The sequence below is a fragment of the Psychrobacillus sp. FSL K6-4046 genome, from assembly GCF_038624605.1.
Lineage (GTDB): Bacteria > Bacillota > Bacilli > Bacillales_A > Planococcaceae > Psychrobacillus.
In genome coordinates, this window is the sequence record NZ_CP152020.1 from 1287982 (window position 1) to 1303603 (window position 15622).

The window sequence follows — 15622 nt, forward strand, 5'->3', positions numbered from 1 at the left end:
TTTATGCTTTATTACTAAAAGGACATGATTAAACCTTTGCTATGTCTACTACAGAACCTGTTTTAGAGTCAGCTGCAAATTCAAATTGCTCTAGTTCTCCATTTTTAATTCTAGATATTCCGCCCTTATACACTTCAAAACGGATTGCTTCTTTTTGGAACGGCTCTGGACTCATATAAATCCATGAACCATCGATTGGACCTTCTTCTTTAAAGGAGTTCTTTATATTATTAAGCACTAGATCTGCTGGTTTGTTTGGATTTATTTTAGTGGCAGCCTGACTTGCAACAATACCTAATACAACTCCTGTACCTAATCCCATCATATAGTCTCTTAATTTCATTCTAATTCCTCCCTTGTGTTTATTTTAGTTTATCATATAAATGGAATTCGTAAAATTTTTCGTATGTCGAAATTTATTAGTAGTAAACCCTTCAATCTTTTATTACAATAGAGAGGGAATGTATTTAAAGAGTGAATATTAACTTTACGAGGCTTTAGGAGGCTTTAATAATGAATGAAGAAACACGCGCGTTATTTAAAACGTTAACTGAGTTACCAGGAGCGCCAGGAAATGAGCATGCGGTTCGTGCCTTTATGCGAAGTGAACTAACTAAATATTCAGATGAAATTGTACAGGATAATTTAGGTGGGATATTCGGGGTAAAAAAAGGTGACGAAAATGGACCGAAGATTTTAGTTGCTGGACACATGGACGAGGTAGGATTTATGGTTTCCGGTATTACGGATAACGGTATGATTCGTTTTCAGCCACTGGGAGGCTGGTGGAACCAAGTTTTACTTGCTCAACGTGTAGAAATCATTGCGTATAACCAAGCAATTCCAGGAGTAATAGGCTCCATTCCACCTCATTTGTTGAGTGATGAGGTTCGTAATAGACCAATGGATATTAAAAATATGCTAATTGACGTGGGTGCAGATGACAAAGAGGATGTTAAACGTATGGGTATCAAGCCTGGCGATCAAATTGTCCCTGTCTGCCCGTTCACTCCAATGGCAAATGATAAGAAAATAATGGCGAAGGCTTGGGACAACCGTTATGGCTGTGGTCTGGCAATCGAATTATTAAAAGAAGTTCAAAATGAACAATTACCGAACATGCTATATTCCGGTGCAAACGTAATGGAAGAGGTTGGACTTCGCGGTGCACAAGCTTCGACAAATATGATTAAGCCGGATCTATTCTTTGCTTTAGACGCTAGTCCAGCTAATGATGCTTCTGGTAATAAAAATGAGTTTGGTCAATTAGGGAAAGGTACACTTCTACGTATTTTTGACCGATCTATGATTACTCATCGTGGTATGAGAGAATTTGTATTAGATATGGCTGAAACGAATAACATACCTTATCAGTACTTTATCTCCCAAGGTGGTACAGACGCAGGACGTGTCCATACTTCACTAGAAGGCGTTCCGAGCGCAGTTATTGGTATTTGTTCACGTTATATTCATACATCATCATCTATCATTCATACTGATGACTACGCTGCAGCGAAAGAATTAATCGTGAAGCTAGTTAAGGCGTGTGACCGCACTACTCTAGAAACGATTAAAGCTAATGTATAAAAAAATGCCCTTGTGGCATTTTTTTTTTAGAGTTATGGCCAAGACAGTTTCTGTTTTAAAGAAGGAGAAATGAAATGATGCATAAAATACTGATTGCAACTAATAATAGAGCTAAAACTAAGGCAGTAGAAACAGTAGGGAGATTATATTATCCCAATGCTATTTTTATAAATCAGGACGTGCCCTCTTTAGTGTCCGACCAACCAATGAGTAATGAGGAGACTAGACAAGGTGCTATCAACCGAGCCAAACATGCAATGGATATTTTAGATGGAACATTCAGTATTGGATTAGAGGGTGGAGTACAAGAAATCGATGGAACTATGTACATTTGCAACTGGGGAGCACTAGCAATCAAAACAGGGGAAGTGTTTACTGCTACTGGAGCTGGTGTACCATTACCCGTGGAAATTGCAGAGCAGCTGAGAGCTGGAGGGGAACTAGGTCCTATAATGGACGTCTATACCAACAAGCAGGGGATTCGTCACAACGAAGGAGCTATTGGTGTATTTACTAATGGTATAATAAAAAGAAATGATATGTTTGAGCACATCATGTTATTACTTATAGGTCAATATGAACTCTTTTTAAAGCTAAAGCATGATAAAATAGATTTATATGAATGAAATCCTATCTAGAACAATAAGCTATACTAGTTGCAAGTAAATTAAATCATCGATAAAATATATAGCAGTTATGCTTTGAATGGAGGAACGAAATTGACGAGAAAATGGATGCGAGGAATTCTCGCGTCACTAGTTGTCATTTTATGTGCAGGCTGTGCATCTTTAGATGAACAAGCTGTAAAAGGCCTAGAAAAAGCAGAGAAGGCTTTTACGGAGGATGCTGAAGATCCTAACAAAGAAGTAAATGACATTAAACTATTTTTACCAAGTGGATATTCTGTTGAAGAAGATTCTGATGAAACTAATATTCTACTATCAAAAGGAAAAGACTCTTATATCTTGTTTATAAACCCAAATGAATTGTCTACGAGTAAATTGTATTACGACTTAATGATGTCTAATAAGAATATTAATATTATTAAGGAAGAGACCTTTGAAGCGGACAATCGTTTTGGTTATGCAGCGATTCTGAAGAATAGTGAAGATAGATATGAGTTGGTATCCAGTATAGGTGGAACTAAGTTAACTACGATTTCAAAAGAGAAAGACGTATCAGATAATCTAGAACAGATGATGACGATTGTAAGATCTATTCAAACGAAGTAGGAGGGCTAACATGGAAAATCTAAATTCTATAGAACAATTTAAACAATTGAGAGACAATGAAAGAGTTGTATTTAAATTTACAGCTGACTGGTGTCCTGATTGTCATTTTATTGATCCTTTTATGGGGGAAATAGAAGAACAATTTTCTGAATTTCAATTTATTTCAGTTGATCGGGACAAGTTTATAGATTTATGCGTGGAGTTAGATATTCTAGGTATTCCGAGCTTTGTCGCCTATGACCGTGGTAAAGAGGTAGGTCGTTTTGTAAGCAAGGATCGCAAAACAAGAGAAGAAATTGAATCATTTCTTCAATCTATTTAATAGAAAACGGTTCACATTTGTGAACCGTTTTTACATTTTGTAAATAGGAGTAGTACTTAGTACATAATAGTTGTTTTTATATGCTCCCCAAAGATAGAATGCACATAGGTAGCGAAAGAATTGTGAAAGGAAGGATACTTTGAAAGCTCTTGAGTTAATAAACATATTTAAAACAAAAATTTCAGAAGATAAATATACGTATGATTACAATCGTGAAACAAACAAACTGCGCCTAACGCATAAGGAACTAGGAAAAGGAATAGATCTATCCATTCCTCCGATTTTAGCAAGATATGAGACCAAAAAAGAAAAGGCAATAGATGAGGTAGTTTACACGATATTAGAAACGTTTTTAGCGATGGAAAAGGAGATGGAGGGACTGCTGGACCCGAATTTTGCTGTGTACCCAGTTATTCGTTCAACATCCTTTCCTTTAAAATCAAATGAGGGCAATCGTTTTGTTACGAAGGATCATACAGCAGAAACAAGAATCTATTATGTATTAGATTTAGGTAACACGTATCGTTTAATAGATGAGAAAATGTTATCAGGCTGGGGCTTGCGTGAGACTGAAATACGTGAGAGAGCTCTTTTCCAAGTCAGAAACTTAAAAACAAATTATAAGACAGATGAAGTTGCCGGTAATACTTTTTACTTTTTTAACAATAATGATGGCTATGATGCGAGCAGAATCTTGAACGAATCGCTTCTAAAAGATATGAAAAAACAGATTTCTGGAGATATGACTGTTTCTGTACCCCATCAAGATGTTATGATTATTGGTGATATAAGAAATGAGACAGGCTACGATGTATTAGCTCAAATGACTATGCATTTCTTTACAGTAGGAACTGTGCCGATCACCTCATTATCTTTTATATACGAAAAGGGAGATTTAGAGCCTATTTTTATCTTGGCTAAAAATCGAGTAACAAAGGAGAAAGAAGACAAATGAATATTTTTTACAACGCAGCTGGTGTAGGTGACGTTTTGTTAATCCAAATCACGCCTGAAAAAACAGAAAAGGTTACTACTGACATTATTGGAGATGTGACGCTTGTCAAGGACGCGCAAACTTCTGAGATTCTTGCCATTAACATATTTGGCTTCAGTAAATATGCACGTTTAGAAGCAAACGGACAAGTTGATCTAAATGAAGTGCTTGTGGCTAAAATTCAAGAGGTATTGAATACTAATAATGTAAACTACCAATTAGAGGTCGATTTATCTCCTAAGTTTGTAGTTGGTTTAGTCGAATCATTAGAACAACATCCAAACGCCGATAAACTAAAGGTGTGTCAAGTAAACGTGGGCAATGAAACGCTACAAATTGTATGTGGAGCTCCAAACGTGGATGCTGGACAAAAGGTAGTAGTAGCTAAAGTAGGAGCAGTCATGCCGTCTGGTATGGTGATCAAAGATGCAGAGCTTCGTGGCATCGCTTCTAGTGGTATGCTTTGCTCTGCAAGAGAGCTAGCTTTACCGAACGCTCCAGAAGTAAAAGGGATTCTTGTTTTGGAAGATAACAATGAAATAGGAAGTGCCTTTGTATCATAAAAGTAAGAAGAAGTTCTTAAGCATGCCTAATAGGTATGCTTTTTTTCTACTATCTTTTATTTTTTAACAGACGTATACCTTAATTATTGGTAAAATAGAGGTATCGAGTAGAAAGAGTGATGTAAATGAATTGGTTTAAAAAGTTATTTTCTAATAATGAGGAAGAACATATAGAAGAACAGGAAGTAGAGGAGATATCTCCAAGAGAACCACGTACTCCTTTCCGTTTTCCATTAATATCGGACAGCGAAAAAAATGAATTTTTGTACGGGTCAAAGGAAGAAAAGGAAATTATAGAGCCTGAGCCGATAAAGCCTGAGAAGAAAATATATGAAGCACCTCCCATTTATGAGGGATGGCAGCAACGAAAATTACAACCAACTACTAAAAGAGTGGAAAAAGTAATAGTGGACGAGCCTATTATAGAAAAGAAAAAACGGCCTTTCACTCCTACGCAGGTGCCTTCTCCTGTGTACGGCTATAATAAGCCAAAAGGTAATCTTCGTAACAGCTACCAGCAGGAACAAGTTGATAAAGAAGAAGTTACTATTTTAACGAATAAAAAAGTAGAACCAGTTGTTCCTATTTTGAAAGAAGAAAAATCGGAACAATTAGTAACGACTACAGAATTATACGAGCCAAAAGGTGATGTGATCGTAGAGCCAGAAGTTCCTGTTTTAGACGAACTTACAATAAAAGAAGAAACTACATCAAAGAGTATAGAAGTAGAAAGTTATGTACCTACACCAAAAGAAAAAGAGCAAGCGGTGGAAATGGTAACAACATCAGACGAAATATTGGAGAAGGAAACTGACAATATAGAAGAATATGCTGTTTCTGATCTAGAGCAGCAAGGTAAAAAAGAAGAACTTGAGCCGATGAATAACGAAGTAGAAAGCTATGTTCCTAGCTTAAAAGAAGAACAAGCGGTGGAAATGATAGCAGCTACAGAAGTATTAGAGAAAGAGGATGCTGTTGAAATACTAGATTCTCCTTCATCGGTTATAGAAGTTCCATTAGAGGAAGTGCTAGAACAAGCAATTGAAGTAGAGGACCTGAAAGGACAGGTATTAGAGGACGAAAATCAGCCACAATATATGGAAGTAGAGAAACTGCAACCACAACAAGAAGACGTTAAAGTTACTGAAACTAAGTCAAAAGAAAAAATTAGACCTTTTAACGTATTGATGCTGAAGTCAGATAAGGAAAAGTTGAATAAACTAGAAAATAAAATAATCCCTCTTTATCAAAGTCCAACATCTAACCGTTCTGTCGTGGAAGAAAAACCAATGGAAGCTCCTACACAGGAGAAAGTAGTCATTGAGGAAACAATTGCTGTTAATCCACCATTAGAGGAGGAACCTCAATCTACGTATGAAAAACCTTCCTTTAGTTACCTGTTACCACCCGAAATTAAGGATGAGGATAAAGAATGGATGGAAAATCAAGCTTTTACATTAGTAGAAGCACTTTCGTACTTTCAAGTAAGTGGAGAGATTGTCCAAATGGTCCAAGGTCCAGCAGTTACACAGTTTGAAATCACAGTTGGACATGGTACGAAGGTTAGTAAAATCCGTAATCTGGCAGATGATTTAAAGCTTGCACTAGCTGCTAAGGATATTCGTATACAAGCTCCTATTCCGGGGAAGCGTTCTATTGGTATTGAAATACCTAATAGAAAATCACGTGCTGTTCGAATCTCGGAGGTACTTAATACAGATGTCTTTAAGGAATCAGATTCTCCTTTAGAATCAGCGCTTGGTTTAGATTTGACTGGTAAACCAGTGACTATTGATTTAAGAAAAATGCCACATGGTTTAATTGCAGGTGCAACAGGATCAGGGAAATCTGTATTTATTAATTCCTTACTTGTAAGCCTCCTTTATAAAGCAACACCTAATGAGCTTAAGTTATTGTTAATTGACCCCAAAATGGTAGAGCTTGCTCCATTTAACCATATTCCTCATTTAGTGAGCCCTGTTATTACAGATGTTAAGGCAGCAACAGCAGCACTTAAATGGGCAGTCGAGGAGATGGAACGACGTTATCAGTTATTTGCTCATATTGGTGTGCGTGACATTAGCAGATATAATACTTTGGCGACTGAAAAAAGACAGTTTGCTCAAAAACTGCCATACCTAGTAATTGTTATAGATGAGTTGGCTGATTTAATGATGATGGCGCCAACAGAAGTCGAGGATGCTATATGCCGTATTGCACAGAAAGCTAGAGCCTGTGGTATTCATCTCGTTTTGGCAACTCAACGTCCTTCCGTGGATGTCATTACAGGTCTGATCAAAGCGAATATACCGACTCGAATTGCTTTTTCGGTATCTTCTCAAATTGATTCACGTACTATTTTAGATCAACAGGGTGCCGAACGATTGCTTGGTCGCGGGGATATGCTATATCAAGGAAATGGTATGTCAAGTCCAGTCCGTATTCAAGGTACCTATGTAACGGATGAGGAAATTGAAAGTGTTATTGAATTTGCTAGAAGTCAAGGTACTCCTGAATATATATTTGAGCAGGATGAGTTAATTCAAAAGTCTGAGGTTGCAGCTGAGCAAGATGATTTATTTGAGGAAGCCTGCCGATTTGTTGTAGAACAGGGCACTGCTTCGACGTCCTTGCTTCAAAGAAAATTCCATTTAGGCTATAACCGAGCTGCTAGACTAATCGATGCTATGCATGAGGCTGGATTCATTTCGGAGCAAAGAGGCAGTAAGGCGAGAGAAGTGTTACTGAAAAACGACACTTTAGACCAAATTTTTAGTTAAATATATTTATTAATATTACGTACTAAAAAGTGATATAATGGGGAATACGTCTAATAGACGAACGTTTAGACAATGTATATAAGTGGGAATAATCCCAGGAGGTTTACAACGTATGACAAAGTATCATTTTACAGGGATTAAAGGATCGGGTATGAGCCCGTTGGCACAAATCCTTCATGATGAAGGTCATGAAGTGCAAGGATCAGATATTGAAAAGTACTTTTTTACAGAAAAACCATTACATGAACGCAATATAAATGTGTTGCTTTTTGATGAGAATAACATTTCAGAAGATATGACAATCATCGCTGGGAACGCATTCCCTGATACTCACCCAGAAATCGTCAAAGCGAAGGAATTAGGATTGGAAGTAGTCCGTTATCATAAATTCTTAGGGGAATATATGAACCAGTTTACATCCATAGCTGTCACTGGTGCTCATGGGAAAACATCAACTACAGGGCTTTTGGCGCATGTTTTAAGTGGATATAGTCCAACAGCGTATCTAATTGGTGATGGTACAGGTAAAGGGATTGAAAACGCCTCTAATTTTGTATTTGAAGCTTGTGAGTATCGCAGACATTTCTTGGCATATAGCCCAGACTATGCGATTATGACCAATATCGATTTTGATCATCCAGATTATTTTAGCGATATTGAAGACGTATTTAATGCTTTTCAGGAAATGGCTATGCAGGTTAAAAAATGTATTATAGCGTGTGGGGATGATGCTCATCTTCAACGTATTAAAGCATCTGTGCCAGTAGTCTACTACGGATTTGGCGAACACAATGATTTTGCTGCTCGTAATATTGAAAAGACGACAGAGGGAACTTCCTTTGACGTATTTGTAAGAAACGAGTTCTATCATCGCTTCACCATCCCAATGTACGGAGATCATGTTATTTTAAATACACTTTCAGTTATTTCTCTATGTCATTATGAAGGAGTACCTGCAGAGGTAATTCAGAGTGGCTTGGAGTCATTTGAAGGTGTAAAACGCCGTTTCACTGAGACTGTTATAGAAAATCGTGTGATAATTGATGACTATGCTCATCATCCTACAGAAATTTCAGTAACGATCCAAGGAGCTCGTCAAAAGTATCCAGACCGAGAGCTTGTAGTAATATTCCAGCCTCATACGTACACTAGAACACAAAAGTTCTTAAATGAATTTAAGGAAAGCTTAAGCCTGGCTGATGAAGTATACCTATGTGACATATTTGGCTCTGCTAGAGAAAATACTGGTACATTAACGATTGAAACGCTGGGTGATCTTATAGAAGGTAGTCATATCCTTCAGGAAGACAACGTGGAGCAATTACTTAATCATGAAAATGCGGTGTATATGTTTATGGGCGCAGGAGATGTCCAAAAATATCAACAAGCATTTGAAAAAAAACTAAATAATTAATAAAAATGCTTAATCTCTTATGTAGATTAAGCATTTTTTAGAGGAGTTTTCAAAAAAAAGTAGTATAGTATATAGAGTAAGAAGTTTAGTTTGATTCATTTGGGGTAAAAATATTACATAACAAGAAATGGGGAGTGTCCACATGGAAAATCTTTTATACATAGCGGCAATTGTAGCAGCCATTGCTTTTTTAATCTTATGTATAAGCCTGGCGGTAACTTTGTCTTCCGTGAAAAAGACCTTAAACAATGTTGCAGAAACATTGGATGGCTTAGAAACGCATTTACAAAATGTGACAAAAGAAACAGCAGAGCTTTTGCATAAAACGAATGAATTAGCTGTAGATATTCAAGATAAATCTGAAAAGCTAAATACTGTGGTAGACGCAGTTAAGAACGTAGGAGTATCTGTTAATGGCTTCAACAATTCGATTCAACGTTTATCTACTTCTGTTACAACAGAGGTAGAAAAAAACGAAGATAAAATCGCTCAGGTTGTTCAGTGGAGTAGTATTTTCTTAGGTATCCGCGACAAATGGAAAGAGCGAAAAGCAATGGAGCAAGCAGGCTTTTATACATTTGAAAAAGATAATGTAAAATAATCTTACTGGAGGAATGGAATATGACAAATTACGAATCAAACAAACCAAATTACAATGATGCAAAATTTAATCAAGAGTACTATGCAAACCAATCTTCGTATGATCGACAAGGACAGCCTAGCTATCCACCAATGCCTTCCTATAACGAGAGTCGTCACAATGTGTATAAGGACGAGGAAGTAAACGGTAAAGACTTTATCATGGGTGTAGTGATCGGTGGTATTATCGGTGCTACAACTGCTCTATTATTAGCACCAAAGACTGGGACTGAGCTTCGTGGTACGTTAAGCACACAAGCAGGTCAGTTGAAGGATAAAACAATGGATCTTTCTTCCACTGCTAAAGAGAAAACAACTCAGCTATCTAAACAGCTACAGGAGCAATCTGGACAGCTTGTAGAAAAAGTGAAAAACATTAAAGGTTCTCCTGCTTCTCCGTTAGATGATGGCACTGCTTCTTCCGAGGGCGAAGAGCCAATGGAATTCATGGAAACCATTTCTAAAACGACAGAAGAGCTAACAGATGAGGAAGAAAATGCGACAGCAGTAGCGGAAGCTATTAAAGAAGCAATTGCAGAAGAAACTTCAGATTCTAAAACTAATACAACAAAATAAAGATAGGCCGGAGATTTTTAATCTCATGCCATACAAAAAGTGAAATTGCATATCGCAATTTCACTTTTGTGTTTTTATAGGGATTTAAGTTAAACCATAATATTTTCTCCACTAATTAAAGAGTATTTCTAAATGATCCCCACCGAAAATTTCTTCATCAAATCGAGAGGGGTGTCCATTTCTTAAGATTTGAAAAGAACCGGCATTCTCGGGAAGGGTCCACTCCGAGAATCGAAAAACGTCCTGGAAAATCCATGGTGTAGTATTTATTTCTTCCCATACAAGTATTGAACCCGTACGCACAACCTCGTTTGCATGAATTGTAACTTCACCGATCTTAACAACTGAGCACTCCTTATAAAGTTTTACTGTTTCGTTTTGAAAGGTGATTTCTATTTGAGCATCTAATTTTTTATCTAATGCATTAGCAAGCATTTCTAAAGTCGGAGCTTCACTAGAGCTAATTGTGATTACATCATTGTCCTTTATGGGACTTTCCAGTTTTCCTTTTACTCCGTTAATGAGAAGTGTAGGAGTTAAAGTGGGGATATAATGATTCTTTTCATTTATCGTTATGGTGTATGGTTTTAACTTATGAATAGACATTTCTTTGCCAATAGAATGTAAAAGCTGTTCGACTGTTTGAACAGTCTCTATAGTAATTTTGTCTCTTTCCCTCAATTCAGTGTCAGCGGAAGATGGTACCCCGTTGATAAAAATCCTTGGCTCTACTATATGAGTTTCACCTTCAAAGCTAAAGGATTGAGCTACTGCCTCATCCAGTAGGTCTCGTACCGTTGCAGTTCCTGGAGTTCCATCCTTACCTTCCATTAACTCTATGATGTCCAAATTTTTAATAATTGTTTTCGTATTAGCTTCCATGCCATTCACTTTGACTATTGCAGCCTGACCATGACCACCAGGAATATGGATTGTTTGGTTGTTCAGTTGAATGGATAAGGCCACCCCTGGTCTCCCATAAAGCTTTCTCGTAGAGATATTAGCGGCTAAAAGTGCATCACCCACTGTCATTTCCTTCAGTTCAAATAAACGAACAACCTGCTCGTTCACTTTTACTGACATATACTGAATAGGAGACTTTTTGGCAGCAATAGCAATTCCAATAGGTGTAACTAGCTCAGGAGAGACAGGGATATGTTCTTCCTTCGTTAAATTTTGTATCGCATCAATACCTCTTACAGCCACTCGGTTAGTTGGTAGACTCAAAGCCTGTTCCAGCGAAGTGGTAATGGTAGGTGTTAAGCTACCACCCCCTACAAGCATGACAGCCTTTGGTGATCGATTATTATTTAACCTTAAAATTTCTTTTGATATTTCACTAGCAAGTTCTGTGATCGTTGGTTTTAAGGCTGCAATTACCTCATCTTTTGCTACGTCCTGTTCAAAGCCAAGTATGTCCTGAATTTGTATGTATTCATTATTATTAATCGCTCGTTTAGCTTTTTCAGCAAGAGGGAAGTCTAACAAATAATGCTCACTTAATGCTTCCGTGATTTCATCTCCAGCATACGGAACCATGCCGTAAGCAACGACAGTTCCAAAATCAGTTATAGCGATATCTGATGTTCCTGCCCCAATATCCACTAGTGCTACGTTCAGTCGTCGCATAGAAGGGGGGATTAAAACATTAATAGCAGCAATTGGCTCGAGTGTTAATGCTTCCATCTCAAGATTTGCACGCTTTAAAGCTGATATAAGGGACTCTACAACTACTCTGGGTAGGAAGGTAGCAATTACTTCTACTGAAGCCTCATCACCTTGCTGGTCTACGAGGCTGCCAATTTCATCACCATCTAACCTGTAATAAAGTACACTGTAGCCAACACAATAGTAATGGCTGGATTGTTTATCGATATCAGGATGCACCAAACTATTCTGTGCATGCTGCACTGCAGAGAGTTCCAGCCTGCTCACGTCCTCTTCAGAGAAAATTGGACGATTTTTTATATCCATTTTCACTTCAGCTTGTTCTGTTTTTAGAGCACGTCCAGCAGCGGCCACACTTACCTTCTCTAGAGGACCATGCTTTTCTTCTAGCTTTTCTTTTATAGATTGTATAACTTCAGCAACTTTGAGCACATTATGTATTTGACCATCCAGCATCGCACGATCCTTATGTTCTTCTACGAGGATGTCTACCACATGGAAAGACCCATCTCGTTCCTCTAAAATAATACCTACTACCGAACGGGTTCCAATATCTAATGCAAATAGGGTTGATGACAAGTTCTCACTTCCTTTGTTGGATAAAACACTTTAGCGAGTTGAATCGCTAAAATAAAAAGCGTGACATTCTTAGATTAATTGATTATAATATATTTTATATCTTAAAATGTATCACAATTTTCAGGCGATAGAAAGAGTCGTAGCTGAAACGAAAGGAGAAATATCTATGAATCAAATGGATTTAGAGGCTTTACGAAGCCGAGTTGATGAGGTCAATGTAGAAATTTTACGTTTGATCAATGAAAGAGCTGGAGTAGTACAAGAAATAGGTAGAGTAAAAGAAAAGCAAGGTGTTAATAGATATGATCCTCTTCGTGAAAGACATATGCTAGATCATCTTAAAGAACATAATGATGGTCCTTTACCACAATCTACTGTGGAGCATATTTTTAAAGAAATTTTTAAAACGGCTCTAGAATTACAAGTCGATGATCAGAAAAAAGCGCTTCTTGTTTCTCGTAAAAAGAAATCAGAGGACACGATCGTAACGATTAACGGTGAACAAATTGGTACAGGAGCACCATCATTTGTATTTGGTCCATGTGCTGTAGAATCATATACACAGGTTGCAGAGGTTGCTGCTGCAATCCAATCTAAAGGTCTAAAGCTAATTCGCGGTGGAGCATACAAACCACGTACATCTCCTTACGACTTCCAAGGGCTTGGATTAGAAGGATTAAAGATCTTAAAACAAATTTCTGAAGAATTTGGTTTAGCGGTTGTTTCTGAAATTGTGACTCCAAGTCATTTAGATGAGGCACTTGACTATGTAGATGTCGTACAGGTCGGAGCACGTAATATGCAAAACTTTGAGCTATTAAAGGCAGTTGGACAAATTAATAAGCCAATCCTTTTAAAACGAGGAATTGCAGCTACGTTAGATGAGTTTATCCATGCTGCAGAATATATTATGTCACAAGGAAACGATCAAATCATCCTATGTGAACGTGGTATCCGCACATATGAAAGAGCTACTAGAAACACCTTAGATATCTCAGCAGTGCCAATCTTAAAACAAGAAACGCACTTGCCAGTATTTGTAGATGTAACACATTCCACTGGACGTCGTGATATTCTTTTACCAGCCGCTAAAGCAGCAATTGCCATTGGTGCAGACGGGGTAATGGCTGAAGTACATCCAGATCCAGCGGTAGCATTATCTGATGCTGCTCAACAGATGAACTTAAAACAATTTGATGAGTTTTACGATTCCATCCAAAAATTCATGAAAAATCATGAGATTCACGCATAAATTGACACAAAACCGACTCTAAATTAGAGTCGGTTTTATTATATAATTGAAAGTTATTAAGGATATAAAGTATTATTTACATATATACTATAAATTAGATAAGTAAAGGAGGGAATACAATGACTATCACTATTTATGATGTAGCCAGAGAAGCAAACGTATCGATGGCCACTGTTTCCCGTGTAGTTAATGGCAATCAAAACGTAAAACCAGTAACTCGACAAAAGGTGTTGGCTGTGATTGAACGATTAGATTACCGACCAAACGCAGTGGCAAGAGGCTTGGCAAGTAAAAAAACAAAAACGGTAGGGGTTATTATTCCTGATATATCAAACGTGTTCTATGCCGAGCTTGTTCGAGGGATAGAAGATATTGCTACGATGTATCGCTATAATATTATCTTAACCAATTCGGATCAACAGGAAGAAAAAGAAGTTCAGTTATTGACGACCCTCTTAAGTAAACAGGTAGATGGTGTCGTTATGATGAGTGACTATATTTCAGAGGAAATGCTACATGAGATGAACCGTTCCAATGTGCCAGTTGTTTTGGCAGGCACCGTGGAGCATTCTAATTCTTTCCCTTCTGTAAATATAGAGTATCGTGAGGCAGCTATCGATGCAGTAAACCGACTAATCCAAAATGGACACAATAGGATCGCTTTTATATCGGGTTCCATTTCTTCTCCTATTAATCGTGACTTTAAGCTAGCAGGGTATGAAGAGGCGTTAGAAAATGCAGGTATCGATGTAGATGAGGATTTAATAGTAGGTGTCGATAACACGTATGACGATGGTTTAATAGCGTGGGAGCAGCTAAGAAAATTAGAGAATCCACCAACAGCATTTTTTGCTGGAAGTGACGAACTCGCAATCGGGCTTATTCACGGAGCGCAGGATAGTGGGTTAAATGTTCCTAATGATATCGAAATTATTAGCTTTGAGAATTCTAAGCTTGCTCGAATGGTTCGTCCACAACTAACTAGCGTTGTGCTTCCTTTGTATGATATAGGAGCAGTTTCTATGAGACTCCTTACGAAGTTTATGAATAAGGAAAAAATCGAGGAACAAAATGTAGTGCTTCCTTATCGGATTGAAGAAAGAAAAACAGTAAAATAAATATAAGGAGGAAGAGTCATGAATTTCATGGCTCTTTTTTTTGTGGGAATAATTAGTTTGTTTTTTAAAAAAATGATACACTAAAGGTAAAATAATACTAGTTTAGGATAATATATTTTAAGTTAAAAGCTTTGTTAAAGCAAGGGCAGTTTTATACGGAATGTTTTGGAAAAAGGACTAATATTTTTTGTATTAATCTTAAACAATTAATGGAGAGAAATGAGGTATTAGCAAATGAGTATTAAAGAAATAACGATAGAAAATAGAGAAAAGGTTGTTTCATTTTTTAAGGAAAATTGGGGAAGTACTGAGATGGTAGTTTCAACAGGTATCTATCTATGTGATCAATTGGATGGCTTCATTTTCGAGGACAATAATCAGATTGTTGGTTTAGTTACCTATGTTTTGAAAGATAATGAAATTGAGGTTATTTCATTAGATAGTCTCCAAGAAGGAAAGGGCATTGGCTCTTCATTAATGGAAAAGGTCGAATACATAGCAATGCAAAAGAAGCTACATGTAGTAAGTCTAGTAACGACAAATGATAATTTGAACGCTTTGAGATTTTACCAAAAAAGAAATTATAGAATTACATCTATTATTCCTAATGGTGTAAACAAGGCACGAAATTTAAAACCTTCCATACCTTTAATTGGACATGATGGGATCCCATTGAATGATGAGTTAGTATTAAAGAAAATATTGTAGTACATAAAAATTGGCTTTTTGGACTATTCCAGCCCAATCATGGTCTGGATAATCCTCAATTATAGTGCCAGCTCTGTCAAAGAATGCAACTCTAAATTTCTATGCCCCTTACAGGTTGATACTAATTAAACTAAACTAAACTACACCCTTAGTTGAAAAACAATATACTTATTTATTTCTTATAAAAAAT

The 15622-nt window shown here is 37.1% G+C and carries 15 protein-coding genes; 13 read left to right on the forward strand and 2 right to left on the reverse strand.

Translation table 11 applies throughout. From position 1 onward, the window contains the following. Positions 1-28 precede the first annotated feature (28 nt). Positions 29-343: a hypothetical protein gene (locus MKY09_RS06340; protein ID WP_251556320.1), complete on the reverse strand. Its 315-nt coding sequence runs from the start codon at positions 341-343 to the stop codon at positions 29-31. A 170-nt stretch (positions 344-513) separates the two neighbouring features. Here MKY09_RS06340 and MKY09_RS06345 point away from each other — a divergent pair, with 170 nt between their 5' ends. From MKY09_RS06345 to MKY09_RS06390, 10 genes are all read left to right on the forward strand, one after another. After that, positions 514-1587: a M42 family metallopeptidase gene (locus tag MKY09_RS06345; RefSeq protein WP_169360018.1), complete on the forward strand. Its 1074-nt coding sequence runs from the start codon at positions 514-516 to the stop codon at positions 1585-1587. Positions 1588-1661: 74 nt separating this feature from the next. Further along, complete coding sequence (locus MKY09_RS06350) at positions 1662-2213, forward strand: DUF84 family protein (protein WP_342567885.1); 552 nt, start codon at positions 1662-1664, stop codon at positions 2211-2213. Between the two features lie 93 nt (positions 2214-2306). After that, the gene (locus MKY09_RS06355; protein WP_240949727.1) at positions 2307-2819 is read left to right on the forward strand and encodes a hypothetical protein; all 513 of its coding nucleotides are present in this window, start codon (positions 2307-2309) and stop codon (positions 2817-2819) included. A gap of 10 nt (positions 2820-2829) precedes the next feature. Next, positions 2830-3141, forward strand: a complete 312-nt coding sequence (locus MKY09_RS06360) for a thioredoxin family protein (protein WP_169360019.1) — start codon at positions 2830-2832, stop codon at positions 3139-3141. 139 nt (positions 3142-3280) lie between these two features. Continuing rightward, positions 3281-4096 (forward strand): DUF1444 family protein, encoded by an 816-nt coding sequence (locus MKY09_RS06365; protein WP_169360020.1) that lies wholly within the window; start codon positions 3281-3283, stop codon positions 4094-4096. Next, complete coding sequence (ytpR, locus tag MKY09_RS06370; protein WP_342567886.1) at positions 4093-4698, forward strand: YtpR family tRNA-binding protein; 606 nt, start codon at positions 4093-4095, stop codon at positions 4696-4698. Before MKY09_RS06365 ends, ytpR begins: the two co-directional genes overlap by 4 nt. Positions 4699-4823: 125 nt before the next feature. Continuing rightward, entirely contained in the window at positions 4824-7478 is a 2655-nt protein-coding gene (locus MKY09_RS06375) for a DNA translocase FtsK (protein ID WP_342567887.1), read from the forward strand. Positions 7479-7590: 112 nt separating this feature from the next. Next, complete coding sequence (gene murC, locus MKY09_RS06380) at positions 7591-8892, forward strand: UDP-N-acetylmuramate--L-alanine ligase (protein WP_169360023.1); 1302 nt, start codon at positions 7591-7593, stop codon at positions 8890-8892. A 142-nt stretch (positions 8893-9034) separates the two neighbouring features. Continuing rightward, a complete protein-coding gene (locus MKY09_RS06385; protein ID WP_169360024.1) occupies positions 9035-9493 on the forward strand; it encodes a DUF948 domain-containing protein in 459 nt (152 codons plus the stop codon). 20 nt (positions 9494-9513) lie between these two features. After that, positions 9514-10107 (forward strand): YtxH domain-containing protein, encoded by a 594-nt coding sequence (locus tag MKY09_RS06390; RefSeq protein WP_342567888.1) that lies wholly within the window; start codon positions 9514-9516, stop codon positions 10105-10107. 111 nt (positions 10108-10218) lie between these two features. Here MKY09_RS06390 and pilM read toward each other — a convergent pair whose 3' ends face one another. Beyond that, the gene (gene pilM / locus MKY09_RS06395; RefSeq protein ID WP_342567889.1) at positions 10219-12354 is read right to left on the reverse strand and encodes a pilus assembly protein PilM; all 2136 of its coding nucleotides are present in this window, start codon (positions 12352-12354) and stop codon (positions 10219-10221) included. 166 nt (positions 12355-12520) lie between these two features. On the opposite strand from pilM, the gene MKY09_RS06400 reads away from it, so the two are divergent. The 3 genes from MKY09_RS06400 to MKY09_RS06410 all read left to right on the forward strand — a co-directional run bounded on the left by MKY09_RS06400 (position 12521) and on the right by MKY09_RS06410 (position 15432). Continuing rightward, entirely contained in the window at positions 12521-13606 is a 1086-nt protein-coding gene (locus MKY09_RS06400; protein ID WP_169360027.1) for a bifunctional 3-deoxy-7-phosphoheptulonate synthase/chorismate mutase, read from the forward strand. A 119-nt stretch (positions 13607-13725) separates the two neighbouring features. Beyond that, positions 13726-14724 carry a catabolite control protein A gene (ccpA, locus tag MKY09_RS06405; protein ID WP_342567890.1) on the forward strand — a complete coding sequence of 333 codons (999 nt, stop codon included), beginning with the start codon at positions 13726-13728 and terminating at the stop codon, positions 14722-14724. A gap of 234 nt (positions 14725-14958) precedes the next feature. Then, positions 14959-15432: a GNAT family N-acetyltransferase gene (locus MKY09_RS06410; protein WP_342567891.1), complete on the forward strand. Its 474-nt coding sequence runs from the start codon at positions 14959-14961 to the stop codon at positions 15430-15432. Positions 15433-15622: the final 190 nt, after the last annotated feature.